The sequence below is a fragment of the Pseudomonas sp. PSPC3-2 genome (assembly GCF_049897085.1).
GTDB lineage: Bacteria > Pseudomonadota > Gammaproteobacteria > Pseudomonadales > Pseudomonadaceae > Aquipseudomonas > Aquipseudomonas paraveronii.
This window is the reverse complement of the sequence record NZ_JAFCVO010000002.1, coordinates 147,176-171,744: the sequence shown is the minus strand read 5'-3', so window position 1 is coordinate 171,744 and position 24,569 is coordinate 147,176. Positions and strand designations below refer to the sequence as shown.

The 24,569-nt window shown below is 58.2% G+C and carries 20 protein-coding genes and 1 pseudogene; 19 read left to right on the top strand and 2 right to left on the bottom strand.

Translation table 11 applies throughout. From position 1 onward, the window contains the following. Positions 1-546: 546 nt before the first annotated feature. Positions 547-2,313, bottom strand: a complete 1,767-nt coding sequence (locus ACP7CJ_RS05680; RefSeq protein WP_426099800.1) for a sensor domain-containing phosphodiesterase — start codon at positions 2,311-2,313, stop codon at positions 547-549. A 588-nt stretch (positions 2,314-2,901) separates the two neighbouring features. On the opposite strand from ACP7CJ_RS05680, the gene ACP7CJ_RS05675 reads away from it, so the two are divergent. The 14 genes and pseudogenes from ACP7CJ_RS05675 to ACP7CJ_RS05610 all read left to right on the top strand — a co-directional run bounded on the left by ACP7CJ_RS05675 (position 2,902) and on the right by ACP7CJ_RS05610 (position 18,102). Continuing rightward, entirely contained in the window at positions 2,902-5,784 is a 2,883-nt protein-coding gene (locus ACP7CJ_RS05675) for a PAS domain-containing sensor histidine kinase (RefSeq protein ID WP_426099799.1), read from the top strand. Beyond that, positions 5,784-6,413, top strand: a complete 630-nt coding sequence (locus tag ACP7CJ_RS05670) for a response regulator (protein ID WP_276193015.1) — start codon at positions 5,784-5,786, stop codon at positions 6,411-6,413. Before ACP7CJ_RS05675 ends, ACP7CJ_RS05670 begins: the two co-directional genes overlap by 1 nt. A 163-nt stretch (positions 6,414-6,576) precedes the next feature. Then, positions 6,577-7,761, top strand: coding sequence for a methyl-accepting chemotaxis protein (locus ACP7CJ_RS05665; protein WP_426099798.1), 1,185 nt, complete (start codon positions 6,577-6,579; stop codon positions 7,759-7,761). Between the two features lie 13 nt (positions 7,762-7,774). After that, the gene (locus tag ACP7CJ_RS05660; protein WP_247396048.1) at positions 7,775-8,143 is read left to right on the top strand and encodes a response regulator; all 369 of its coding nucleotides are present in this window, start codon (positions 7,775-7,777) and stop codon (positions 8,141-8,143) included. A gap of 33 nt (positions 8,144-8,176) precedes the next feature. Beyond that, positions 8,177-8,494: an STAS domain-containing protein gene (locus ACP7CJ_RS05655; protein ID WP_276193014.1), complete on the top strand. Its 318-nt coding sequence runs from the start codon at positions 8,177-8,179 to the stop codon at positions 8,492-8,494. Between the two features lie 4 nt (positions 8,495-8,498). Then, positions 8,499-10,637 carry a chemotaxis protein CheA gene (locus tag ACP7CJ_RS05650; RefSeq protein WP_276193013.1) on the top strand — a complete coding sequence of 713 codons (2,139 nt, stop codon included), beginning with the start codon at positions 8,499-8,501 and terminating at the stop codon, positions 10,635-10,637. Next, positions 10,634-11,959, top strand: a pseudogene (locus ACP7CJ_RS05645) (MCP four helix bundle domain-containing protein); the annotation flags it as partial. The gene ACP7CJ_RS05650 and the pseudogene ACP7CJ_RS05645, both read left to right, overlap by 4 nt. Next, positions 11,936-13,078 (top strand): methyl-accepting chemotaxis protein, encoded by a 1,143-nt coding sequence (locus ACP7CJ_RS05640; protein ID WP_426099898.1) that lies wholly within the window; start codon positions 11,936-11,938, stop codon positions 13,076-13,078. The pseudogene ACP7CJ_RS05645 and the gene ACP7CJ_RS05640, both read left to right, overlap by 24 nt. A gap of 3 nt (positions 13,079-13,081) precedes the next feature. Beyond that, positions 13,082-13,588, top strand: a complete 507-nt coding sequence (locus tag ACP7CJ_RS05635; protein ID WP_276193012.1) for a chemotaxis protein CheW — start codon at positions 13,082-13,084, stop codon at positions 13,586-13,588. A 61-nt stretch (positions 13,589-13,649) separates the two neighbouring features. Continuing rightward, a complete protein-coding gene (locus ACP7CJ_RS05630; protein WP_276193010.1) occupies positions 13,650-14,171 on the top strand; it encodes a chemotaxis protein CheW in 522 nt (173 codons plus the stop codon). Further along, positions 14,168-14,980: a CheR family methyltransferase gene (locus ACP7CJ_RS05625; protein ID WP_426099797.1), complete on the top strand. Its 813-nt coding sequence runs from the start codon at positions 14,168-14,170 to the stop codon at positions 14,978-14,980. The genes ACP7CJ_RS05630 and ACP7CJ_RS05625 overlap by 4 nt, the downstream gene beginning before the upstream one ends. Next, complete coding sequence (locus ACP7CJ_RS05620; protein ID WP_276193008.1) at positions 14,964-15,476, top strand: chemotaxis protein CheD; 513 nt, start codon at positions 14,964-14,966, stop codon at positions 15,474-15,476. The genes ACP7CJ_RS05625 and ACP7CJ_RS05620 overlap by 17 nt, the downstream gene beginning before the upstream one ends. Further along, the gene (locus tag ACP7CJ_RS05615; RefSeq protein ID WP_276193007.1) at positions 15,473-16,543 is read left to right on the top strand and encodes a protein-glutamate methylesterase/protein-glutamine glutaminase; all 1,071 of its coding nucleotides are present in this window, start codon (positions 15,473-15,475) and stop codon (positions 16,541-16,543) included. Before ACP7CJ_RS05620 ends, ACP7CJ_RS05615 begins: the two co-directional genes overlap by 4 nt. Before the next feature lie 281 nt (positions 16,544-16,824). Further along, a complete protein-coding gene (locus tag ACP7CJ_RS05610; RefSeq protein WP_426099796.1) occupies positions 16,825-18,102 on the top strand; it encodes an MFS transporter in 1,278 nt (425 codons plus the stop codon). On the opposite strand, the gene ACP7CJ_RS05605 is transcribed toward ACP7CJ_RS05610, so the two are convergent. After that, positions 18,096-19,151, bottom strand: coding sequence for a helix-turn-helix domain-containing protein (locus ACP7CJ_RS05605; protein WP_276193003.1), 1,056 nt, complete (start codon positions 19,149-19,151; stop codon positions 18,096-18,098). The genes ACP7CJ_RS05610 and ACP7CJ_RS05605 overlap by 7 nt on opposite strands. 638 nt (positions 19,152-19,789) lie before the next feature. Here ACP7CJ_RS05605 and tssA point away from each other — a divergent pair. From tssA to tssE, 5 genes are all read left to right on the top strand, one after another. Continuing rightward, on the top strand, positions 19,790-21,346 hold the full coding sequence (gene tssA / locus ACP7CJ_RS05600; RefSeq protein ID WP_426099795.1) for a type VI secretion system protein TssA: 1,557 nt from the start codon (positions 19,790-19,792) through the stop codon (positions 21,344-21,346). 98 nt (positions 21,347-21,444) lie between these two features. Next, entirely contained in the window at positions 21,445-21,942 is a 498-nt protein-coding gene (tssB, locus tag ACP7CJ_RS05595; protein ID WP_247397917.1) for a type VI secretion system contractile sheath small subunit, read from the top strand. A 3-nt stretch (positions 21,943-21,945) separates the two neighbouring features. Further along, positions 21,946-23,430, top strand: a complete 1,485-nt coding sequence (gene tssC, locus ACP7CJ_RS05590) for a type VI secretion system contractile sheath large subunit (RefSeq protein WP_276193000.1) — start codon at positions 21,946-21,948, stop codon at positions 23,428-23,430. Positions 23,431-23,589: 159 nt separating this feature from the next. Further along, positions 23,590-24,078: an Hcp family type VI secretion system effector gene (locus ACP7CJ_RS05585; protein WP_020291465.1), complete on the top strand. Its 489-nt coding sequence runs from the start codon at positions 23,590-23,592 to the stop codon at positions 24,076-24,078. 70 nt (positions 24,079-24,148) lie between these two features. Further along, positions 24,149-24,568, top strand: coding sequence for a type VI secretion system baseplate subunit TssE (gene tssE / locus ACP7CJ_RS05580; protein ID WP_247397922.1), 420 nt, complete (start codon positions 24,149-24,151; stop codon positions 24,566-24,568). The last annotated feature ends 1 nt before the right edge of the window (position 24,569 follow it).

Sequence of the window (24,569 nt, the reverse complement as noted above, 5' to 3'; positions counted from 1 at the left end):
GCTTAATTGCCGGTATTGTTATCGTTCAACGAATAAACAGCGGGCTGCCCGGGTTTACGCCGGGCACGTTTCCTGGTGGTCGGCGGGTTGATTGACGTTGACTCGTCTGCTGGGCGATGGCCGCTACTTCATTCACCATCGCCCGTCGTTCTGGCGTAGGCTCAGCAGCCCCAGCCCCAGCGGGGCGTGAGTCGCTCAATAGCGGGGCGCACACACCACCGGCGGCGGATATGAGCGGTAATCGGAAAAAAGCGCCTGCCTGAGGAAGGGGCTGCAAGTTGCCGTATGACGACATAAGTTCCTCCCTGAATCAGTAAACCTCGATCCTTCTCACATCCCTATCGGCCCAGGCCAGGATCAACTTGAGCGCAGAACAGGTCAGTCGTCGGCCAGTGGCAAAATAGTTCAGTTTTACAGGGGCGCTCAGTAACGGCAGTAATGTTGCACTGATCATTTATATAATCGGTCGTCGACCAGCGGCGGAAGCGCGTTATATACAAAGCCCGCAACCGCAGAGTGATAATCCTTAAGAATCACGAGTGCCTCCTAGCTTCTTTGTCCTATCCAGGCTTCTAAAGCCTTGGAACTCATAGGTTTTGCTATCAAGTAACCCTGCGCTTCAGAGCATCCCCACTGTGTTAAAAGCTCTAGAACTTCTTCGCTTTCTACACCTTCTGCAACGACTCGGTAGCCGAGGCCCTTCGCCAGCTCTATCAGGGTTTTAACCAGTTTCTTATCATTTTTATTGGTGCACAGCCCACTGATCAGCGACTGGTCAAGTTTAACGGTGCTGGCCGGAAGTTTCTTCAAATACGCCCAGTTACTGTAGCCGGTGCCAAAGTCGTCAACGGCGACCGCTACGCCAAACTTACGAACGCGCTCCAGTTGCCGGATGACTTCTTTCGGGTTGGTCATGAGCATACTTTCGGTAAGCTCAACTTCAAAGTCGGCAGGTTCCAGGCCGTGTTTTTCGACTTCATGAATCAGGGTGTCTACGAACTCGGCGCTTTCCATGTCACTGACAGTAATATTCATCGCTATCAGCAGGCGCAAACCTCGCGCTTTCCAGGCCGCCGCTTGCTGGATAATGGCTTTGAGCACCCATAACCCAATGGAGGCTATCAGCGCTGTTTTTTCAGCCAAGGGGATGAATTCAGCGGGACTGATGTTGCCGAGTACCGGATGCGTCCAACGTATCAATGCTTCTACCGAATGGCATGTTCCCGAGGGTAGTTTGATTTTTGGCTGATATACCAGACTGAACTGTCGGTCAGCGTTGACCGCCTCCGGCAACGCACTCAACAGCATAAAAGCCCGTTGTTGAGCTGCATCAAATTGCGGCTCATAAAGAAACCATCCGAGCTTGCGGTCACGGGCCTCATCCGCAGCGCTTACCACCAGGCGTAGCCAGTCCTGCTGGAGCTCTTGGGATTTTAAAATAGGCAGTACGCCAATCCCTACTTGCATGGGTATGGGGATGCCGTGACACGCAACCGGTGTTTTGAAGTTATGCAGAATATTTTCGCAAATGTGCTCAGGCGTCTGCTGCTCCTTGAGAATGAAGCCAAATCGCGTTGGGCTGATTTTATAAAGCAAGCAGGTATCGGGCAGCAGTTTTTGTAGGCGCGACTTTATGGCCAGGATCAGGTCTTGTGCAAAAATATAACCCAGCGCTTTCACGATATCGTTGAGAAATTTCGGCGCAATGACGTCGATCGCATAAACCTCGCACGTACTTTTCACCCGGATCGTTTGATGGATATCCTCCTCAAACTTCAGTCGATTAAATAGCCCTGTGGGTGGGTCTACGAAGTTACGAGATCGCATATGACAGATACGCATCATGACCAGTTCAGCGAAGCCATTGAGCATGTCAACGTCGAGCGCGCTCATGGGTGTGCGGGCGGCGGTGTCGATGATGCAGAGACTTCCCAGGGTAAAACCATCTTCGGTAATAAGTGGCGCACCGGCGTAGTAACGAATATACGGCGCGCCAGTAACCAAGAGGTTGTCTTTAAACCGGGTATCAAGGCTGGCGTCCAACACCTCCAACCGCGAATTATCCAACGTCGAGTAGGCGCAAAAGGAAACCTCTCTTGGCGTTTGGGTTGCCTCCAGGCCAACCCGCGCGCGGAACCATTGACGATGTTCATCGACGATTGAGATCAGCGTGATCGGCGCGTTGAAATACGCAGAGGTCATTGCGACGATTTTGTCGAAGACTTCGTCGGAGTCGCCGCCCGCGGGGCAAAATTTCGCGACCTCTTTTAGCCTTTCAGCTTCATTCGACGGAATGGGAGCGCCTTCGCCCATGATGACCCTCGCAATTGCTTGGTTCTGATTAACGGTATCAGACGGTGATGTCACTATGATATCATTTTTTTCATTCGCTGGATCGCTCGAAGGTCTGCGCGTCGGCGGCCTCCCTTGATGCTCTCCAGCGAGCAGTGCCGGCTGTCGCTATCAGCAAGCACACGCGCGTTGATCGCTTGGCCAGACGCTGGATCGGTGCGCTCAACGATGCCGCGCAAGACCTGCAACGGCTTGCACCCATCACCGCACCGTCGCAGGTCAGCATAGACAACAAGTGACGCAAAACCAGCGTCGGTCCAAGTGCTTTGACCTGGATCATTTACTCGAATGCCTTCGCATTTATCGTGCTGTAGTTCTTTGAAGCTTGAGATTGAGCTACAGTTCGAGCAAAGCATTATTAGTTAGTCTGAAGACACACTCAAAACGATATATACAAGTTGGCGGTTAATCGCGATTGAATGGTTCCGTTCTCCTAGAAAAGGTCAATGTTCAGTCGTTTCCGACTTCCAGCGCTATGTAGAAGGTTGCTAGGCGTTTTACACGTCTTTCAAATGTCAAGTACTGTCAAAGACCTAGGTACAGGGACGTATGGCTCGCGACACACAGGCAATGGTTGACGACGATACGTTGCGAACCCTCGAGAGCGTGCTCGGCTGTCTGTCAGTTGCGGTTGTGGCGCTGGACCGAGCCGCTCGGGTTGTCGCTGGCAACCCCGCGTTCTCACACCTGCAAATTCATAATGGTGTTTCTCCGACTGCGGGCGGCGAGTTTATCGCCCTCCTGCGGTCCGAAGACCAGGGTGTTTTTTACGCGGCACTGGAACAGGCAGCGGGGAAAACGCGAGTTGGTTTCTCGGCGCTGAGCAGGCTGTCGTGCGGGCTGGACATCGTCTTGACGCTGTGGCGCGAGGATTATTTTATTGTCGAGGTCATTGCCCGCCAGGGACCGTCAGCCGCGCAATCCGATACCGAAAGCTACTCGCAGATTCCGCTCAGGTCGATTTTCGATTCCTCCGGTACCGGCCTGGCGTTGGTGTCGTTGGACGGTCGTTGGCTACGGGCCAATGGCGTCATTTGCAGCCTGCTTGGGTATAGCGAAGCGCAGTTGCAAACCACCACGTTCATAGCACTGACCCACCCCGAAGACCGGGAGGTTGGCAAGCAGTTGATCGACGAACTCAAGCGCGGTGAAAGGCCTGGCGCGACGCTGCATAAACGCTGTATCCGTCGCGACGGGCGGGTGGTGTGGGTGCGGTTGACCGTGGGGCTGGTGCGCGATGATCAAGGGCAGCCAATCTGCTTTGTGTCCCAACTGGAGGACATCACCGAGAACTGGCAGCTTCGCGAAACACTGATGGGCAGTGAACTCAAATTTCTCACCCTCGCGGAAAATTCACCCAACATCATTGTTCGTTACGATCGCAACCTGCTGCGCACTTACGTCAACCCGACATTTTTGCTCTTGACCGGCATGTCTTATGACGAGTCGATAGGCGTCAGCCCTGACGCGGACGCGGGTGAGTATCTCAACCAACTTCGCCATGTCGTCGCGACGGGCGAAACGGCGCAATTCCTGGACAGTTGGACCTTCGCGGACAGTACTGAGTCTGTCAGTTGTGCGGTCAGCCTGACGGCCGAGCGCAGTCCGACAGGCGAGGTGGTCGGCGTGTTGGCGCTGGCCCACGACATTACGGAGTTGTGCAAGCAACAAGTCCTGGAAGATGCGCGCTTGGGCATTTTCGAAAAAATGTCGACGGGCGCCCCCCTGGAGGAAACGCTGGGGCTCCTTGTGGGTTATCTGCAATTGGCCTTGCCCCACCGGTCCTGCAGGGTGCAGCTCGGCACTGGCACTGTGATGAATAAGGCGTCTGCTGTCGGCTGGTCCGAACCGATCGTGGACAAACAAGGACACATTCTCGGCACTTTCGAGTTGTCCCAGTCTCCCGGCACCGGGCCGGATGAGAGCGACACGCTGCGCGTGCGCCAGACGTGTCACATTGCGGCGATTGCGATCGAACGCTGGCGATCAGAGTCGTTACTTCGGGAGCGTGAGCGTCGTTATCGTGACATTTTTGACCACACCCTGGACATGCTTTGCCTGCTGGAAATGACTGAGGTCGGTTGCCTGCGTTGTGTCGAGGTCAACCCCGCGTTGTTACGCGCGCTGGGCAAAGCTCATGCCGATGTTATCGGTGAGCCCCTGGAGCCGATCTTTGGTCGGTTGAGCGCGCAAAAAATCCAGGCGCTGTGCGAGCAATGCACGAGCGCCGGGCGGGTGGTTGAGTCCGATGAGGGCGTGATGCTTCGCAACGAAGTTCGTCAACTGCACGTTACTCTGGTGCCGGTAGCGGATTCGGGGCGCATGGCCCCGCAGATATTGGTGATCAGTCGCGACATTACCCTGTTGACAAGGGCCAGGCAGAAAGAACTCGGACGCCAGCACGATATCAGCGCCCTGGTCGAAAACAGCCCGGATGCTATCGCTCGTCTGAGTGCTCATGGCGAGGTGCTCTACGTCAATGCGCAACTGCGCAAATGGGTGGGCGGGGCCTGGCCGGAACTGATGGGAATGCCCATGGATGCGGTGGCGCCCCTGAACCACCAGTCTCAGCTGTTTCGCGAATTGGTGGCCCAAGTGATTCAGGAAAATAAAGCGACGGAGCAAGAGTTTTTTCTCTCGGGGTTGAAGGCCGCACCCAAAGTGGTGCTGATCCACTTTGTGCCAGAGGTCGACGGCCAGCGGGTCGTGAGTGTGCTGGCGGTGGGGCGCGACATTTCCAAGCTGCGCGCTGCCGAACGGCGCCTGGCCAACTCCAATGCACAACTGCGTGATCTATCGACCCGCCGCGAAACGGCGCGGGAAGAGGAGCGCAAACTGATCGCCAGGGAGATCCATGACGAGCTGGGCCAGCACCTGACGGCACTGCGCATGGGGATATCGCTGCTGAGGTTTCAGTTCGGCGCCTCCACACCGGAGCTGACCCCGCAGGTCGAGCGGCTGATGGTGCTGACCGATAAGACGATCCAGGTCGTGCGTGATGTCTCTACCAGCCTGCGACCCTCCGCCTTGAACCTGGGGCTGGTCTCCGGTCTTGAATGGCTGACAACCGAATTCGTCACCTTGACCCGAGTTCCCTGCGTGTTGCACCTGCCTTTGATTCCCCTGACGCTCCCCGATACGCACACCACCGCCGCGTTTCGCATCGTGCAGGAATCGTTGACCAATATCGCGCGCTACGCCGAAGCGACACAGGTCAGCGTCACCCTGAGCCCGCAGGAAACGCACTGGCTGCTGGAGGTCCAGGATAACGGCAAGGGGTTTGACCCGGATGCCGTCACCCGCCAGACCTTGGGGTTGGCCGGGATGCGTGAGCGCGGCCTGATGTTGGGCGGCAAAGTGATCATTTTCAGCCATCCCGGACAGGGCACTACGGTGCAGGCGTTCATTCCGATGCACAAGGATACGTATTGATGATTCGCATGCTGATTGCCGATGACCACACCATCATGCGCGAAGGGCTCAAGCAGTTGTTCATGCTGGTCGCCGACGTCCAAGTGGTGGCCGAAGCCGAGAGTGGCGCGCAAGTGATCGAACTGTTGCGCCAGGTCGAGATCGACCTGCTGCTGCTCGACATGAATATGCCAGGTATCAGCGGCGAAATTCTGATTGCCCGCCTGCATGCCCAGTACCCGAATCTGCCGATCCTGGTGTTGAGCATGCATAACGAAATCCACATCGCGCAACGCGCACTGCGCGCCGGTGCGCTTGGCTACCTGACCAAGGACCGCGACCCCGAGACCCTGTTGATTGCCATGCGACGCGTGGTCAGCGGTCAACGTTACCTGGACCCTGGGCTGGCGGAGCAGATTGCCCTGCAGAGCAGCGGCTTGAAGCAACAGACCTACGTTGAAAGCCTGTCCGATCGCGAGTTCCAGATTCTGCGCTTGCTGGCTCATGGCATGAGCGTCAACCAGATTGCGGGGCAGTTGGTCATCAGCAACAAGACGGTCAGTACCCACAAGACTCGGCTCATGGAAAAAATGGGCTTCAGTTCTACGGCGGACATTGTTCGCTTCGCCATGACCCTGGGGATTTCATAGTCAGCGCCCTTGGGTAGGGATTTTCCTACCCGGGTTCCCGGTATCCCTACCCCAGAATAGGGATGGTCTGATGGCTGGCGTGCCATTACTGAGCCATCATCCTCCTCAAGCAATCTAACTGCCGATCAACCGGTGATGAGAGGCTTTGACTGGGAGACAGACCGTGAACGAACAGACCACACCCCCCTCGGCTGCTTTGACACTGTTTCCCGTGGCCTTGGCCGGTCTGCTCGGTGGGCTGGCGATCGCTTACAGCAATGGTTTCAGCGCCTGGGCAGTAGGGGCGGGGAGCGTGTTGTTGGCGTTGTGTATCGGCCTGGGCCTTTGGGCAAACAGGGGCTACCAGGCGCACTGGACCCGACTGCGCCAGCAGCTCGATCAACCGGCAGAGACCTCGGCGACATTGGCCGTCGATAACGGCTTGGCAGATGTGTGTCTGAGCGTACTTCCGATCTGGTCCAGGCAGATTGAAGCGGCTCGACTGATCAGCGAAACGTCCATCCTCAAGCTCAGCGAACGTTTTGGCACGCTGTCATCAAACATCAGCAACAGCGTAGCCAGCAACGGCGGGCAAGACGCTTCCCAGCAATTGGTCGACTTGCTGGAAGTCGGCCAGCATGACCTCAACTCCATCGTTCTGGCCCTGCGCGCCGCGCTCTCGAATAAAGAGAACGAGCTCAAGGAAGTTATGCAGCTCTCAGGCTTCACAGAGCAACTTCAGCAGATGGCCAAGTTCGTCGGTGACATCGCCAGTCAAACCAACCTGCTTGCCCTCAACGCTGCCATCGAAGCCGCCCGAGCCGGTGAAGCAGGGCGAGGTTTTGCGGTGGTTGCCGATGAAGTGCGCAAGTTGTCGAGCATGTCCGGCGAGACCGGGCGCAAGATCAGTGAAACCGTCAATACCGTCAACGCGGCCATTGCCCGCACGGTGCAAATGTCCCGCCACCACGCCGAACAAGACACCTTGACCCTCGCCGACTCGGAGCGCGTGGTCTCGCAGGTCATTGAACATTTTCGCGGTACCGCCCAAACCATCGTGCGCAACAGCCATGACTTGCAGCAGCAGAGCGCCAACGTCGCCGACGAGATTGCCCAGGTGCTGGTCGCCTTGCAGTTTCAGGATCGCGTCAGCCAGATGTTGACGCTGATTACCCGCGACCTGGGCAAGCTAGAGCAGCAACTGGACGAGCGCCAAGCATCGAGCCTGAGTGGGCATGCGCTCACCCCGATGGCCAGTGACCGTTGGCTGCAAGAGCTTTCAACGGCTTACACGATGCCGGAGCAACACGCCATTCATGGCGGCAACACGCACGCCAAGGCTGACGCCAGCGAAATCACCTTTTTCTAGAGGAGCTTTTCCGATGAGCAAAACCATTCTGATTGTCGACGACTCGGCCTCCATCCGGCAGGTGGTGAGCATCACGCTCAAAGGCGCGGGTTACGACGTGATCGAAGGCTGTGATGGCAGAGATGCACTGAGCAAGCTGGATGGACGCAAAATCCACCTGATTGTCAGTGACGTGAACATGCCAAACATGGACGGCTTCAGCTTCGTCAAGGCCGCCAAGCTGCTGCCAGCCTACAAGTTCACCCCGGTCATCATGCTGACCACCGAAGCCAGTGATGCGATGAAGCAGCAAGGCCAGGCGTCCGGTGCCAAGGCGTGGATGGTAAAGCCCTTTCAGCCCGCGCAAATGCTCACCGCCGTCTCCAAGTTGATCCTGCCATAGCGATGGCCAGCGACCGCTGACCAGGAGGTTTCCATGAAAAGCACCGTCCCGATGCTGCGTCGAATCCAGGTCATGGAAGGCCCCCTGACGATCTACACGGCCACTGAACAAAAAGACCTGTTGTTGTCGTTGTTTCCGCTGGCCCATGAGGTCGAGTTGGACTTGTCCAATGTCGACGAACTGGACAGCGCCGGTTTGCAACTGTTGATCCTCATCAAACGCGAGTCGCTCAAAGGGAGCACGCAGCTGTTGCTGAGCAACCCGAGTGTGGCCGTGATCGAAGCAATACGGCTCAGCGGTCTTGACGACTACTTCGCCAATCCGCCTTTCGCTCAGTCGCTTGGAGCATGATCGTATGAACATGGATGACGTGCTGCAGACCTTCATTGCGGAGAGTCGCGAGCTTTTGTTGCAAATGGAAGATGCGCTGCTGCAGATCGAGAAGTCGCCGCAGGACCTGGATACCATCAACGGCCTGTTCCGTGTGGCCCACACCATCAAAGGCTCGGCCGGCTTGTTTGGCTTGATGCCCATCGTTGAGTTCACCCATGTCGCCGAAAGCGTCCTGGATCGGGTCCGCAGCCTGGAAGTGCGCGTCGACGAGGCGTTGAGTGCGCTGTTTCTCGACGCCCGTGACCATATTGGCCAATTGATCGACCTGCTGGCCGAAGATGGCAACCTTGATCGATTGGACGAACCGTTGCAGGTCCAGGGCCAACGCCTGGGTGAGCGGCTCGCTCTGTATCTGGAAGGCTCGGTACCGACTGCTTCGCCCGCGCCTCAACATAATAGGCCTGCGGCGGATGACCGCGGCGACAGTCCCGGCCACTGGCATTTGTCCCTGCGCTTTGGCCCGGATGTGTTGCGCAACGGCATGGACCCCTTGGCGTTCCTGCGTTACCTGAGCACGTTGGGGCGTTTGCTACATACCGTCACCCTGTTCGAGGCGTTGCCACCGATAGCCTCAATGGACCCGGAAACCAACTACCTGGGGTTTGAGCTCGCGCTGGCCAGCGACGCCTCCCGGGAGGTCATCGACGGCGCCTTTGATTTTGTTCGCGATGACGCGCTCGTACAGATCCTCGCACCGCAAGCGACTGTCCAAGCGTGTCGCGCGCATCTCGACGCGTTGCCCGAAGACAACGCCGAGCTGCTCGAGCTGCTGGTTCGTTGCGGCACATTGACTGAATCCCAGGCCTTGCTCGTCGCTCAAGAGGGCGAGCAAGCACCGGCCGAGACGCACGGCGAGCTTGAGGCACCGCAGGATTCGATCACGCCGCTGATCAAGGCCGCCAAGAGCGCGGCGAGCAACGAAGGCAATCTGATTCGGGTCGACGCGGCCAAGCTGGATCAACTGATCAACCTGGTCGGCGAGCTGATCATTGCCGGTGCCGGCGCCAACCTGGTGGCGGTGCGTAGCGGGATTGGCGAGATGATCGAAGCCACCAGTCTGTTATCGCGGTTGGTGGAGGAGGTGCGTGACTCGGCACTGACCCTGCGTATGGTGCAGATTGGCGCGACATTCACGCGTTTCCAGCGGGTGGTGCGGGACGTCTCCAAAGAGCTGGGCAAGGACATCGTGCTGCACATCGGCGGTGGCGAAACCGAGCTGGACAAGACGGTCGTCGAGCGTATCGGCGACCCGCTGACGCATCTGGTGCGAAACGCCATGGACCATGGCATCGAGCCCGCGTCGATTCGCCTGCAACGGGGCAAGCCTGCCCAGGGCACGGTGCGCCTGAATGCCTATCACGAATCCGGCAGCATTGTAATCGAGGTCTCGGATGACGGCGGCGGCCTGGCCAAGGACAAAATCCTGGCCAAGGCCCGCGAGCGTGGCCTAGTGGGTGACGGCCAACAACCGGCGGATAAAGACATTCTGAATTTGATTTTCGAGCCGGGCTTTTCCACGGCCGACCAGGTCAGCAACCTGTCGGGCCGAGGCGTGGGCATGGACGTGGTCAAGCGCAATATCACCGCTTTGCGCGGCAACGTGAGTCTGGAGAGTGAAGAAGGGCAGGGCACGACGGTGCGGATTCGTCTGCCGCTGACGCTGGCAATCATCGACGGTTTTCTGATCGGGGTGGGCAAGGCCTCCTATGTCATTCCGTTGAACATGGTGGAGGAGTGCATCGAGCTGGCGCCCGGGCAGGGCGCCGAAACCGGCTACCTGGACCTGCGCGGCGATGTGCTGCCGATCCTGCGGTTACGGGACATGTTTGACGTGCAAGAGCCTCGAGGTAACCGCGAAAACGTGGTCGTTGTGCAATACGCAGGCATGCGTGCCGGCTTGGTGGTCGATCGCTTGCAGGGGGAGTTCCAAACCGTGATCAAGCCATTGGGCAAAGTGTTTGGTGAGGCCCATGGACTGGGTGGTTTCACCATCCTAGGCAGCGGAGCTGTCGCCCTGATTCTGGATATACCCAATTTGTTAGGACTCGTTGCCAAGGACGCCACCCACCGCTCAATCCAAAGTCCTTTATCGACTCAATGAAGCGTCATCAGGAGTTCCTCGCCATGACCGTTATCAGAAATATCATGTTGTTGGTTTTCACGGCAGTGCTGGGTGTTGTCGTGTTGGGTGGCACCAGTTTTTACCTGACCGATGAAATCAATACGAGCGCCAGCTATGCCAACGTCAACACAGTGCCGAGCTTGCTGGAGATCGACCGTGCCGCAGCGGCGTTCACCAACCTTCACGCCTTGGAATGGCAACGTTTGAACGGTCCTGAAAAAAATCTCGTGCCGAGTTACGCCGACAGCGTGGCACAGAACTTCAGTGTCATTGGCAAAGCCCTGGATCATTATCAGGCCAAGTTAACCTCCGACGACCATGACGCGTCACTGTTGACGCAACTGCGCGGCCACCTGGGTGAGTTTGCCACCGTGCAGGCGCATTTCGACAAGTTCATCGACAACGGTGATCAAGCCTCGGCCCGCGCATTGATCGAGGCGAGCCAGCCACTGCAGAACGCGGTGCTGACGGCGATCAGCGACCTGCGTGATTACAACCTGGAACTGGGGCGCAAGGGCCAATTGCTCGCCACCGCCACCGAGCAAAACGCGCGCTACATCATCCTGTTGGTGAGCGGCCTGACCCTGTTGGCTACCGTACTGATGGGAAGCTTGCTGGGGCGTAACCTGATGCGCCAACTCGGTGCTGAGCCTTCGGCGGTTCGAGCCTTTGCTGCACGGTTATCCGCCGGCGAGCTGAATGCCAAGGCGACGCTCAAGGCGGGTGACACCACCAGCCTGATGGCGAGCATGCAGCAGTTGGGGGCGAGCTTGAATGAATTGGTCGTGGAGATGGACCGTATGTCCAGTGAACACGATAAGGGCGACATCGACGTACAGATCGATGCCGGCCGCTTTCATGGCAGTTACCGTTCCATGGCCCAGGGCATCAACGCTATGGTCAACGGCCACATCGCGGTCAAGAAAAAAGCCATGGCCTGTATCCGCTCCTTCGGCGAAGGTGATTTGTCGGCGCCGCTTGAGCGCTTCCCTGGCAAAAAAGCCTTTATCAATGAAAATATTGAGTTGTTGCGCACCAATATCCTGGCGCTGATCAATGAAATGCAGCACATGTCCAGCGAGCACGAAAAAGGTGACATTGACGTCATGATCGACGTCGATCGCTTCTCGGGTTCGTACCGTGATATGGGGCGGGGCATCAATGAAATGGTCGGCGGCCATATCAGTGTGAAGAAAAAGGCCATGGCCTGTATCCGTTCATTCGGCGAAGGCGATCTGTCGGCACCCCTTGAGCAATTCCCCGGCAAAAAAGCCTTTATCAACGAGAACATCGAGCAACTGCGGGCTAATATCCTGGCGCTCGTCGACGACACCCGCCAGATCAGTGACAGCGCGCTGATCGGCAAACTGGACACTCGCCCTGACGTTACACGGCATCAGGGTGACTTCCGCCGCATCATCCTGGGTATCAATGGTTCGCTGGACGCGATCATCGTGCCGATTACCGAAGCCATGGATGTGTTGTCGGCAATGTCCGGCGGCGACCTGACCCGTAGCATCGACGGTGACTATCAAGGCAAGTTCCTGGAGCTCAAGCACTCAGTCAACGGTACCGTGGAAAAACTCTCGGAAATCATCGGCGAAGTGCGTGGCTCGGCTGACTCGCTGTCCAGTGCTTCTGAGGAGATCTCCGCCACGGCCCAAAGCATGGCTCAATCGGCGTCCGAACAGGCCGCATCGGTGGAGCAAACCTCGGCGTCGATGGAGCAAATGTCGGCATCCATTGCCCAGAACACCGAAAATGCCAAGGTCACCGACGGCATGGCAGGCAAAGCCAACAAAGAAGCCTCCGAAGGTGGTCGAGCCGTGAAGGACACTGTGGCGGCGATGAAGACCATCGCCGAAAAAATCGGCATCGTCGATTCCATCGCGTACCAGACCAATCTGTTGGCGCTCAACGCAGCGATCGAAGCGGCGCGTGCCGGCGAGCACGGCAAAGGGTTCGCGGTAGTGGCGGCAGAAGTGCGCAAATTGGCTGAGCGTAGCCAGATTGCCGCGCAGGAAATCAGTGAAGTGGCCAAGAACAGCGTGGCCTTGGCTGAACGGGCGGGCAACCTGCTTGATGAGATTGTGCCGTCGATTGCCAAGACATCGGACCTGGTGCAGGAAATCGCGGCCGCCTCGGAAGAGCAATCCATCGGCTCCGAGCAAATCAACAGCGCGATGTCGCAGATGAGCCAACTGACGCAGCAAAACGCGTCGGCATCCGAAGAGCTGGCGGCAACGGCCGAGGAGATGAGCGGCCAGGCCGAGCAGTTGCAGGAGTTGATGGGCTTTTTCACCGTACAGAGCAAGCGTGCCGGGCGGGCGGTCTCGATGCCCGTCGTCAGCCGTGCGGCGTCCACGTTTGACCAGGATAGCCGTTCGGCGGAGGGCGGTTTCGTCCGCTTCGGGAGTTGACCCATGAGTGCCTCAGCCGTTACGCCAGGCACTAGTGAGCCAGCGCTGCAAGTCGATGAACCCTTGCAGTACCTGACCTTCCTGGCTGCTCAGGAAATGTATGCGGTCAACACACTGAGTGTTCGTGAAATCATCGAATACAACCAGGTGACAACCGTGCCGATGATGCCGTCGTTCCTGCGAGGGGTCATTAACCTTCGCGGTTCGGTGGTGCCGGTCGTAGACCTCAAGGCGCGGTTCGGCAAGGGGGTGACGGTATTGGGCAACCGAACGTGCATCGTCATTCTGGAGGCGGCGAAGGAGGGCGAGTCCCAGGTCTTGGGCGTGGTGGTGGACTCGGTCAGTGAAGTGATCGAGATACTCGATATCGATATCAAGCCCGCCCCGGCTTTTGGCAACCATATTCGTACCGACTTCATCCGGGGGATGACCAAGGTGCGAGGCGAGTTTGTCACGCTGCTGCAAATTGAGCATGTTTTGTGTGTCGATGAGATGGCCGGCTTGATGTGACCGTGACGCATACGGCCGCGCCTCCAGGCGCGACCGGAAAGTAATTGATCCGAGGTGAATCATGGCGCTATCCATCGAAAGTCCACGCAATTCCACGGCCTCAAGCCCCAGCCAATACCTCACCTTTGAGCTGGGCAATGAGATGTTCGCCGTCGGTACGCTCAATGTTCGAGAGATCATCGAATATGGGCCGATTACGAGCGTGCCGTTGTTACCCCCCAGCATACGCGGCGTGATTAACCTGCGAGGCGCTGCGGTGCCGGTACTGGACCTGGGCGTGCGCTTTCGCGGCGAACGCACGGTGCAGACCTCAAAAACCTGCTTTGTGATCCTTGAGGTACAGACCAATGCCGTGCGCAAGCCGGTGGGCATCATTGTGGATGCGGTCAGCGAAGTCCTTGAAATCGCCGAGCAGGACATCGAACCCTCGTTGAATTTCGGTACCGATGTCAGGGCCGATTTTCTGTTGGGTATCGGCAAACTGGAGAGCGGTTTTGTACTGCTGCTGGACATCGGTCGGGTGTTGTCCCTGGAACAGGTCGATGCGCTGGCAAGCCTTGAGTCCTCGGGCACGTCGTTATGAACGTGATTCTCTCCGACGCCGAGTTCCAGCAATTTCGCACCCTCATTCACCAAATCGCGGGCATCAGCCTGTCCGATGCCAAAAAACAGTTGGTGAGCGCTCGGCTCGCCAAGCGCCTGCAAGTGTTCAAGCTCAATACCTACGGCGCTTACTACAAGGTGTTGATGAAGGACAGTACGGAACTACAGGTGGCGGTCGACATGCTGACCACCAACGAAACCTACTTCTTTCGCGAGCCCAAGCATTTTGACTTCCTGCGCGACGTGGCGCTTCCCGAACTGCGCGGCAGCGGGCCTTTGCGCGTATGGAGTGGCGCCTGCTCAAGCGGAGAAGAGCCCTATACCCTGGCGATGGTCCTGGCGGACAACCTCGCCGGCCGGCCCTGGGAGATTGTGGCGTCGGACATCAGCAGCCGCGTGTTGGACAAGGCCCGCGAAGGGCGTTACCCCCTGGAAGCTATACGTGGGATACCCGAAGCACTGCTCAACAAATACTGCCTCAAGGGGGTCGGCGCCAACCACGGTTGCTTCATTGTCGACCCGGCGCTGGCGTCGCGGATCGATTTCCAGGCCATCAATTTGAATAATCCGTTGCCCAAACTGGGGATGTTTGACGTGATCTTCCTGCGCAACGTGATGATCTATTTTGACAGCGATACCAAAGTCCAGGTCGTCAAACGGCTGGTCAGCCACCTCAAGCCCGGCGGGTACTTTCTGGTGAGCCACTCGGAGAGCCTCAATGGCGTCACCGATGAACTGCGGCTGGTCAAGCCTTCAATCTACCGGAGGCCACATGCCCGACTCCCGTGAGATTTTCCTTAATCCCGGCGATTGGTTTTTCGGTGCAGGCGCGATTCGGCTGCGTACAGTGCTGGGCTCGTGTGTGGCCTTGCTGTTCTGGCACCCGCGGCATTTGTTGGGGGGCATGTGTCACTACTTGCTGCCCCAGCGCGCAGCGGCGAATTCAGGTGGCCTGGATGGTCGCTACGGCGATGAGGCGTTCCAATTGTTGCTCGGTCGAATACACGCGAGCAACGCCAAGCCAGCCGAGTTCAGAATCAGCGTATTTGGCGGTGGCAACATGTTTCCAGGGCTTGTGCGTCCGGACAATCATTACGTCGGGCAACGCAATGTCGAGCAAGCCAGGTACCTGCTCGATTTACATCAGTTGCACTGCCAAAACTTCCACGTGGAAGGCGTGGGTTATCGGACCGTGGTGTTCGATCTCGCCAATGGCGACATTGCGCTCAACTACCTGGCCCTGCCGCAACCCCAAAGCAGCCCTCATGGAGAGCGTGCGACATGAGCCTTATCAAAGTGCTGATCATTGATGATTCCGCCGTGGTGCGTCAGGTGCTGACCGCGACATTGGGACAAGACCCCGCGATTGAGGTGATCGGCGCGGCGGCCGACCCCGTGTTCGCCATGGACAAAATGAACAAGCAATGGCCGGATGTCATTGTGCTGGACGTCGAGATGCCACGGATGGATGGCATTACGTTCCTCAAGAAACTGATGGCAGAACACCCCACACCGGTGGTCATCTGCTCCACGTTGACCGAGAAGGGCGCGGCCACCACCATGCAGGCACTGGCTGCCGGTGCGGTCAGTATCGTGACCAAGCCACAACTCAATTTGCGCCAGTTTCTGACCGACAGTTCCGATGAACTGGCCGGTGCCGTCAAGGCCGCAGCCCGGGCCAACATGAAGCGTATGGTGCCGTCCGGGGAGCGAGCCCCCGTCAAGCTGAATGCCGACGTCATACTGCCGGCGAGCACTCAGGCAATGGCGCGCACCACCGAAAACATCGTCGCCATCGGTACGTCCACGGGCGGGACTCAAGCCCTGGAGCTGGTGTTGACCGCCTTGCCCAGGGTGTGCCCAGGCATCGTGATTGTGCAGCACATGCCCGAACACTTCACTGCGGCGTTTGCCGAGCGCCTCAATCGGCTGTGCGAGATCGAGGTCAGAGAGGCCAAGCATGGCGACCGAGTCGTCCCGGGTTGTGCATTGATCGCACCCGGTGGCCGGCACATGTTACTCAAGCGCAGCGGTGCCCAGTACCAGGTTGAAATTGTCGACGGCCCTCCCGTCAGCCGACATCGCCCGTCGGTGGATGTGCTGTTTCGCTCGGTTGCCCGCAGTGCCGGGGGCAACGCGCTGGGCATCATCATGACGGGCATGGGGGACGATGGCGCCCGTGGCCTGAAGGAGATGCACGATAACGGTGCCCGCACCCTCGGCCAGGATGAAGAGTCGTGTGTGGTGTACGGCATGCCCAAGGAAGCCTTCAAGCTGGGGGCGGTGGAGCGTGAATTGCCCCTTGAGCATATTGCTGCGGCGATTCTGCAATCCATGCATCAGCGTCGTTGACTGTTTCGGCTGTAGGCCTGGCGCGCCAAATGAAGGCGAGGAGGTTCGCGGGGCGGCTGTAAAAAATGCTAAGCCACCGGGGATACACGTGTGCTTGCGTTATAAACAGGTTACATACAAGCCTGACATTGTTCCGTAGGATGCACGCGCCAGGACGGCGCTACATGGCCGATAGCCAGTCTCTCCGGCTCTTAGCGCGGTACGTGCCCAGGAGGGGCCTTGTTTGCCCACCTGTTCGCTACCCAGCGTGCTTTGATTTATTCGACGGGACTTGCGTTTATATGTCGAAATTTGAAACTGGCGATTGTCCGGTCGCCTCCAGGCAATCGAAGAAAGTGATACTGGCGACAGTCATTGGCAATGGCCTGGTGATCTACGACTTCACGGTATACAGCTTTTCTGCCGTGATCATCGGCAAACTTTTTTTCCCATCGGACAGTTCCTTCGCCTCGTTGCTGATGGCGTTGCTGACGTTTGGCATCGGTTTCGCGATGCGCCCGCTGGGCGCAATCGTGATCGGCAACCTTGCAGACCGCAAAGGGCGAAAAGCCGGTTTGAATGTCACCAATTTATTGATGGCAGCCGGTACCGCGTTGATCGCTTTCATGCCGACTCATGCCTCTATCGGCGTCACCGCAACGGTGTTACTGGTCGTCTCGCGGTTGCTGCAGGGGTTCGCGACCGGAGGGGAGATCGGGGTGTCGTCGGTGGTGCTGATGGAGCTGGCGGCCCGCAATCAACGCTGCTATCTGGTCAGTTGGCGCTCTGCCAGCCAGGCTGCCGCAGTGTTGTTGGGGGCTGTCGTCGGTGCCGCAACGACCTCGTTGCTGACGCCCGAGCAGTTGTTGGCCTGGGGCTGGCGCATCCCTTTCGTGCTGGGGCTTTTGATCGCGCCGTTTGGGTGGTTCATTCGGCGCAATATGGTGGAGACAGCACGGCGCGGTATCCAGCTACCGTCGCTGCGTGTCTTGCTGAAAAGCCACCGACCCCAGCTATTGTTGGGGATTTTGATGATGGCAACCCCCACCGCAAGCATCTACCTGATGGTGCTCTATATGCCGACCTATCTGGTCCGCACGTTAGGCATGTCGCCGAAGATGAGCTTGCTCTCGGCGTGCTTTTCCAGTGCGGTGCTGTTCATCGCCGCGCCATTGTTTGCCCGGCTCGCCGATCGGCTGCCGCGACGCAAACCCACCCAATACGTGACGATGATCATCAGCATCCTGCTGGTTTATCCGGTATTTCTCGCCTTGACCCATGGTGTTGGCGAGCTGGCCTCTTTGCTGATTATCTGCGTCTATTCGGCTGTAGCGATGGGCAACAACGGTGTCGCCACCGTGATGATTATGGAGGCTTTTCCGGCGCATCATCGTGCCACTGGGATGTCGATGGTCTACAGCTTCGGCGTGACGATCTTTGGGGCGTTCTGTCCGTTTTTTGTGACGTGGTTGATCGGCATTACCCAGAACCCAATGGCGCCTGCCTGGTATCTGCTGGGTGCGCTATTGGTCAGCCTGTTCGCGTTAGTGAAGTTTCCATCCCGCTCGCCGACTCACTGATCAATCCAGCCGGCGACGTTACGGTTACCCGGCATAACTTTGCCCATGCGCTGCGCCGCCATCAGGCGATGGTCCTGCGGCGCCAGGTCATAGCGGCGACGAAACGCGCGGGTAAACGCCGATGCGCTGTTAAACCCCAGGCTGTAGGCGATCTCAATCACCTGGCGGTCCGGATAGCGCACCAGTTCGTCTGCCGCTTCGCGTAGGCGGCAGTTGAGGATATAGCGACCCAATCCACCCTCATGCTGGAACAGACGGTAGAGCGTGGCGCGGGGTAGCTGCATGGCCATCAGCACGTACTCTGGCGTCAACCAGGGTTGATACAGGTTGTTTTGCACATAACGCCTGGCTTTATCGAACATCGCGCTGCGCGCTGCCGCCCGCGCGTGCCCACCCAGCTTGGCCTGTTTCGAAAATGCCGCGAGCATGAGTTGAACGGCAGTATCGAATGTCGACGCGGCCTCGGCGCTGGTCATAGCGGGCAGTTTTCTTGAAAACGCCTCGACATGGTCGATCATCAACTGGGTCATAGGCGTCGTATTCTCGAAGACCCGCCCGTGGATCGACTCGGCATGTGGCAGCGCCGCCTCTACGACCGGGCGCGCGACAAAGAAGGTCAATACGCGGCAACACCCACGGCTCATTCTGATCGGCTGGTTCATGTCCATGGCAACGATGCTCGCGATGGCGGATGTGCCTTGTTCCTGTGGCCCGCCTCGAATGGACTCGATTGCGCCTTGGGTGAAGACCTGAAACACATAGTCCCGGACCTTGTCGGTCGAGATGCGTGCAATCGAACGCTCCAGCAACAAGGCGTCGCTCGAGCAGTCGGTAAAGACCCGATCACCCAATGTGTAGCGGTCAATGCTCGCGTTGAAGTGCGTGGTGGTTGCCTGGGAGGTAGGCAGCACGTCAATGACGTGCCCGACCCGATCACGCCAGGCCAGCAATTGGTTGGCAACCGGCTCGGCGCTGACCTCAAAGTGATCGTGGGCATGCCTGGAGGCGAAATGTTTAGGGGCGTATATGACTGAAGCTGATTTGTTCATGAATTCACTACAGCCCGGAAAGCCTAGGTTATCGACCCGTGAACAGGCGTTGTATCTACCCACTATATGTCCACGCTGCCTACCGGCAGCCCGTCAGAATGGGGTGTCGTTCTCCTTATAGCCGGTTTTTTCCCGAAAGTAATGACAATCCCTCTTTGTATCCAACTTGTTGCGTACTTTCAGGCGCCGGCAAGACCGCGGCAGGGCGCCTGAAAATAGTTGAAAAGTTGCAACGCAGGGTCAAGCCATCTGCAGCGCGCTTGATAGATTGATACGAATTCGAATTTAACAGCGTTTATGGGCTTCGCACGCTGTAAACGCGTGTGCTTGTTTCTCAAGCAAAGTCCGCTCGGTATTGGCCTTGTTATTTTCGGCGCGATGATCTGAAAGGGCACTTTCAACCGGTGAGTACTTCAGGTGTTCACCCGATGGCCCCGACGTCTTGGCTGACACATGCTTGTCCGGCAGCTCAACGATCGAGGCTTCGGCCTAGAGGATTGCAGCACTGACTGGCGGAATCTCAGGTCTTGGATCAATCAATGAAGATCGTGACCGCTGCAGCAATCAACCGCGCAGCGGCAGCCAGTTTTTACGCGGCAACGATGTATCAAACAACCTATTGAAGTAAGGAGTAACGGATGAGTTGCGCCGACTGGGAAGTAGGTTCGTTTGCGATCAATTTGACGCAGCCTGCTGGCGCCAACCCGCGGGAAGGCGCGGCTTTTTCGCTCGCGCAAATTGAAGTGGATAAATTGAACAATATCCACGCCGAGTCCGGAGTGGATTGGCAGAAAGTCGCCGATGCCTGTGTAAAAGTGCTTCGAGAAGAGGGCAAGGATTTTAATGCAGCGGTCTGGTTGTTATGTGCCTGGACCACCCTGCAAGGCGTTTCCGGCCTGGCGACCGGCGTGCATATAGTGCGCGAAATGCTTGAGCTGTATTGGGAGACCCTGACCCCGCCGCCGGCGCGATTGCGTGCCCGGCGCAACCAGGCCGAGTGGATGCTCGAGTGGCTCGCAGTGAAGCTTGAAGGCAGCTTCGAAGCGGTGCCCGGAGAACAATTGGCGCAGTTGCTCGAAGACTGGGACGCTATCGATAGCCATTGGCGCGATCGTGACGCCGATGGCCCAAGCTTTTTTGCGTTGCGTCGTCGTCTATCGCAGCTGCCGGTGCAAGCGAGTGCCGAGCCGACAGCCGTTGCGTCAGAGGCGGTGCTGCCGGCAGTCGATGCGCCTACCGCGATCCCGACGCCGGTTGCGCATGCCCCCTCGGCCCCTGTGCCGCCCCTGGTCCTCGCGCCGGTTCAGTCATTGGGCCGTCTTGAGAGCGATGAGGCCATCGAGAGCGCGGTCAATAGCGTGTTTGCTTCGCTTGCGCCGCTGGTGGGGTTCTGTCTGGAGTCTCGAGCGACCTTGCCGTTGCTGTTTCGCCTCAATCGCCAATTAGCCTGGACGACCCTGGAGCAAGCACCTCCTGCGCAAGGCTACACGACGCGCCTGCCGCCGCCTTCGGACGCGGAACTCGAAGGTTTCAGTCGCTTGCAAAGCGCTGGCGAGCCGCTGGACATCGTGCGCTTTTGCGAAGGTCGGTTGACGAGTTATCCCTTTTGGCTGGACCTCAATCGGGCCAGTCATGCCGCGCTCTCACGACTGGGTTCGGCGGCGATGGCCGGTGCCGCCAGCCTGGCCCTGGAAACCCGGCATTTTCTGGCGCGCTTGCCGTCGCTGGTCGAGCTGACATTCGCCGACGGCCAACCGTTCGCCGATGGCGCAACCCGCAGTTGGCTCGAAGGTTTGGCACCGGCGACGAGCAGCGGCGCCACGGATGGGCTGCAGACGCTGATCGACGAGGTCGGGCGTGATGCCGCGCAAGGCCGTTTGAACGAAGCGTTGGCGCGGTTGCAGGCTGCCGTGCGAGAGGCTGGCAGCGGCCGCGAGCGGTTTCGCCTGCGCGCCGCCCAATGCCATTTGCTACAGCGTTTCGACCCTCGCGCGCAGTTGCGTGTGGCCGTGGATGTATTGCTCCAGGAAGCGACGGAGCAGGGCCTCGATCGTTGGGAGCCGGATCTGGTCCGGCCGTTATTGGAGTTGGCCCTGGCGCATGAAGACGGCGGTTCGAGAGCGTTGTGGGGGCAACAGTTGGCAGCAATGGATTTGCCGGCTTTCTGGCGTTTGGCCAGCGAGCCGGCAAGTTGAATGAGCAACAGGCAATACCTGGCAGGCGTGTGCATATCCATGCCATGAGTTTTCTAACGGCTGCGTTGAGCGAGTCCGGTAAACAGGAGTGAGATTTAATGGCTAGTGAAGGTTCGGTCGCGCCTAAAGAGCGCGTCAATATTGTTTACAGCTCTGACACCGGCGGCGCGCAGGAACAGGTCGAGCTGCCGCTCAAGCAACTGGTGATCGGCGATTTCACCTTGCGTGAAGACGATACGCCGGTTGAAGACCTCAAACCGATCCGCGTCGACAAAGACAACTTCACCGATGTGCTCAAGGGCCAGAACCTGAGCCTGCAGCTGGCGGTACCCAATCGTCTGGCGGAAAACGCGCCAGAGGACGAGCAGCTCCCGGTATCGCTGACCTTCCAGTCCATTCGCGATTTTGAGCCGGATGCCATCGTGGCCCAGGTTCCCGAGTTGCAGCAGCTGATCGCCCTGCGTGATTCGCTCAAGGCCTTGAAAGGGCCGATGGGCAATTTGCCGGAATTTCGCAAGCAGCTTCAGGCCCTGATGAACGATGACGGTGCCCGCGAGCGTTTGCTCTCGGAACTCGGCGTAAAGGACAAGGAATAACCCATGAGCGAAGAAAAGAGTCAGGCAGCGAACGCCACCGGCCAGGCGGTCGAGTCGGTTTCCCTGTTGGATCAGTTGGTGGAAGCGACTCGCGTCAAGCCGGGCGACGAGGCGTATGCCGTCACCCGTCAGGGCCTCGAAGCCTTTGTCGCCGAGCTGCTTGAGCCTGCCCGGCAGTCCGAGAAGGTCAGCGCCGGATTGATCGACGACATGATCGCCACGCTGGATGCCAAGCTGTGTCGGCAAGTCGACGCGATCATTCACCACCAGCAATTTCAGAAGCTGGAATCGTCCTGGCGCTCGCTGAAGTTTTTGGTCGACCGCACGGATTTTCGCGAGAACAACAAGCTGGAAATCCTCAGCGTTTCCAAAGAGAAGCTGCTCGAAGATTTCGAGGATGCGCCGGAGATCACCCGTTCGGGTCTGTACAAGGCGGTGTACACCGCAGAGTTCGGCCAGTTCGGTGGCCAGCCGTTCGGCTCGATCATTGGTAACTACGAGTTCAACCCGGGCCCGCAGGACATGAAGTTGCTGCAATCGGTCGCGGCCATTTCGGCGATGTCTCACACGCCCTTCATCGCCTCGGCCGGACCGCAGTTCTTCGGCATCGACAGCTTTGCCGACCTGCCCAACCTCAAGGATCTGCAAGCCGTCTTCGAGGGCCCGCAGTTCACCAAATGGAACGCCTTTCGCGAAAGCGACGACGCGCGTTTCGTTGGCCTGACGTTGCCGCACTTCCTGCTGCGCACGCCGTATGGCGAAGACACGATTCCCGCCAAGACGTTCCGCTACAACGAAAACGTCGGGGGTGGTAACCAGGACTTCCTATGGGGCAACGCCGCGTTTGCCTTCGCCAGTCGCCTGTCCGACAGCTTTGCCCAGTACCGTTGGTGCGCCAACGTGATTGGCCCACAGGGTGGCGGCACCGTCGGTGATTTGCCGATCTACAACTACGAGGCCATGGGTGAAACCCAGACCAAGATCCCGACCGAAGTGCTGATTTCCGAGCGCCGCGAGTTCGAGCTGGCCGAGCAGGGGTTTATCGCACTGACCATGCGCAAGAACACCGACAACGCGGCGTTCTTCTCCGCCAACTCGTGCCAGAAGCCCAAGTTCTTCGGTAATGACAAAGAAGGCAAGGAAGCCGAGCTGAATTACAAACTGGGCACCCAACTGCCGTACATCTTTGTAGTCAGTCGCCTGGCCCATTACATCAAGGTCATCCAGCGCGAAAACATCGGTACCTGGAAAGAGCGCGGCGACCTGGAGTCAGAACTCAACACCTGGATTCGCCAGTACGTGGCCGATATGGATAACCCCGCGGCCGGTGTGCGCAGCCGTCGTCCACTGCGTCAGGCGGACATTACCGTCAGCGACGTCGAAGGGGATCCAGGCTGGTACCGCGTCGGTTTGAAAGTTCGCCCGCACTTCAAGTACATGGGCGCGTCTTTCACGCTGTCGCTGGTGGGCAAGCTCGACAAGAGCTGATCGGAAGCGCGAATGGGCAACGCAGCCGTTGCCCATTCAGGTGTTCACCCGAGGGTCATTGCCTCGGCGTTTCCATAAGATGGATTCAACGCAGCGAGACAGGGCCAGAGGCTTTGATCGATGCCTGAAAACTAACTGATTAACCCCGGAGTACACGTTATGCCAATGCCATGCTACTTGAGTATCGAAGGCCAGAACCAAGGCAAGATCGAAGGTTCCAGCACCGTTACCGGTCATGAAGGAATGATCCTTGTTCAGGCCGTCGAACACCTGATCGATATTCCGAAGAATCCGCAGACCGGCCTGCCTGCTGGTAAGCGTGTTCACCAGGGCATGACCCTGACCAAAGAAATCGACAAGTCCTCTCCAAAGTTGCTGCAAGCCCTGACTTCCGGCGAGCAGCTCAAGTCTGTTGTGCTGGAGTTCTATCGGATCTCGCCTAAAGGCACCGAAGAAAAGTACTACACCATCACCCTGAGCAATGCCGTGCTCGTTTCGGCCCACACCTGGGTGCCAAACGTATTGAACCCTGAGTTCAAGCAAATGGGCCATATGGAAGACATCGGCATCACCTACGAAAAAATCGTCTGGACCTGGGTTCCGGACGGTATCGAAGCCGAAGACTCGTGGTTGGCGCCAAAAGCGTAAGCCAGGCTCGACTGTTCAATGCCGCCCTGTTCCAGGGCGGCGTTCTTGCTATCGCAGAAGGTACACCGCGTTGAGAGAAAAACGATTGCTGGAGCGCATCACAAGCCTGCAGGTCGAAACCGGTCGCACGCACCTGACCCAGGCGGAAGTGTTGACGCAGTCGATCGTCCAGCATCTGCAACGCATTTTGAATACCCGGCGCGGCAGCGTGCCTATCGACGCCGAGTTTGGCGTACCCGACTTCACCAATCTGGCCGGTTCGTTTGCGACCGGCGAGACCACGCAAATAATCGAGAACATGACTCGCATGATCGCCCGCTACGAGCCTCGCTTGAAATCGCCGCGCATCCTGGTCGCCGAAGGCGCCCAGGAAGTGTTGTCGCTGAGTTTCAGTCTTGAAGGCGTGGTGTCGATCGATGATCGGGACATTCCCATTCACCTGGCAACGCGGGTGTCTTCGGACGGTCGCGTGTCCCTGGCGATGCACTAAG

What these genes read in the sequence shown, in the direction of transcription:
- ACP7CJ_RS05680 (WP_426099800.1), bottom strand. Translation starts at nt 2,313, where the DNA reads ATGGGCGAAGGCGCTCCCATTCCGTCGAATGAAGCTGAAAGGCTAAAA.
- ACP7CJ_RS05675 (WP_426099799.1), top strand. Translation starts at nt 2,902, where the DNA reads ATGGCTCGCGACACACAGGCAATGGTTGACGACGATACGTTGCGAACC.
- ACP7CJ_RS05670 (WP_276193015.1), top strand. Translation starts at nt 5,784, where the DNA reads ATGATTCGCATGCTGATTGCCGATGACCACACCATCATGCGCGAAGGG.
- ACP7CJ_RS05660 (WP_247396048.1), top strand. Translation starts at nt 7,775, where the DNA reads ATGAGCAAAACCATTCTGATTGTCGACGACTCGGCCTCCATCCGGCAG.
- ACP7CJ_RS05655 (WP_276193014.1), top strand. Translation starts at nt 8,177, where the DNA reads ATGAAAAGCACCGTCCCGATGCTGCGTCGAATCCAGGTCATGGAAGGC.
- ACP7CJ_RS05650 (WP_276193013.1), top strand. Translation starts at nt 8,499, where the DNA reads ATGAACATGGATGACGTGCTGCAGACCTTCATTGCGGAGAGTCGCGAG.
- ACP7CJ_RS05635 (WP_276193012.1), top strand. Translation starts at nt 13,082, where the DNA reads ATGAGTGCCTCAGCCGTTACGCCAGGCACTAGTGAGCCAGCGCTGCAA.
- ACP7CJ_RS05630 (WP_276193010.1), top strand. Translation starts at nt 13,650, where the DNA reads ATGGCGCTATCCATCGAAAGTCCACGCAATTCCACGGCCTCAAGCCCC.
- ACP7CJ_RS05625 (WP_426099797.1), top strand. Translation starts at nt 14,168, where the DNA reads ATGAACGTGATTCTCTCCGACGCCGAGTTCCAGCAATTTCGCACCCTC.
- ACP7CJ_RS05620 (WP_276193008.1), top strand. Translation starts at nt 14,964, where the DNA reads ATGCCCGACTCCCGTGAGATTTTCCTTAATCCCGGCGATTGGTTTTTC.
- ACP7CJ_RS05615 (WP_276193007.1), top strand. Translation starts at nt 15,473, where the DNA reads ATGAGCCTTATCAAAGTGCTGATCATTGATGATTCCGCCGTGGTGCGT.
- ACP7CJ_RS05610 (WP_426099796.1), top strand. Translation starts at nt 16,825, where the DNA reads ATGTCGAAATTTGAAACTGGCGATTGTCCGGTCGCCTCCAGGCAATCG.
- ACP7CJ_RS05605 (WP_276193003.1), bottom strand. Translation starts at nt 19,151, where the DNA reads ATGAACAAATCAGCTTCAGTCATATACGCCCCTAAACATTTCGCCTCC.
- tssA (WP_426099795.1), top strand. Translation starts at nt 19,790, where the DNA reads ATGAGTTGCGCCGACTGGGAAGTAGGTTCGTTTGCGATCAATTTGACG.
- tssB (WP_247397917.1), top strand. Translation starts at nt 21,445, where the DNA reads ATGGCTAGTGAAGGTTCGGTCGCGCCTAAAGAGCGCGTCAATATTGTT.
- tssC (WP_276193000.1), top strand. Translation starts at nt 21,946, where the DNA reads ATGAGCGAAGAAAAGAGTCAGGCAGCGAACGCCACCGGCCAGGCGGTC.
- ACP7CJ_RS05585 (WP_020291465.1), top strand. Translation starts at nt 23,590, where the DNA reads ATGCCAATGCCATGCTACTTGAGTATCGAAGGCCAGAACCAAGGCAAG.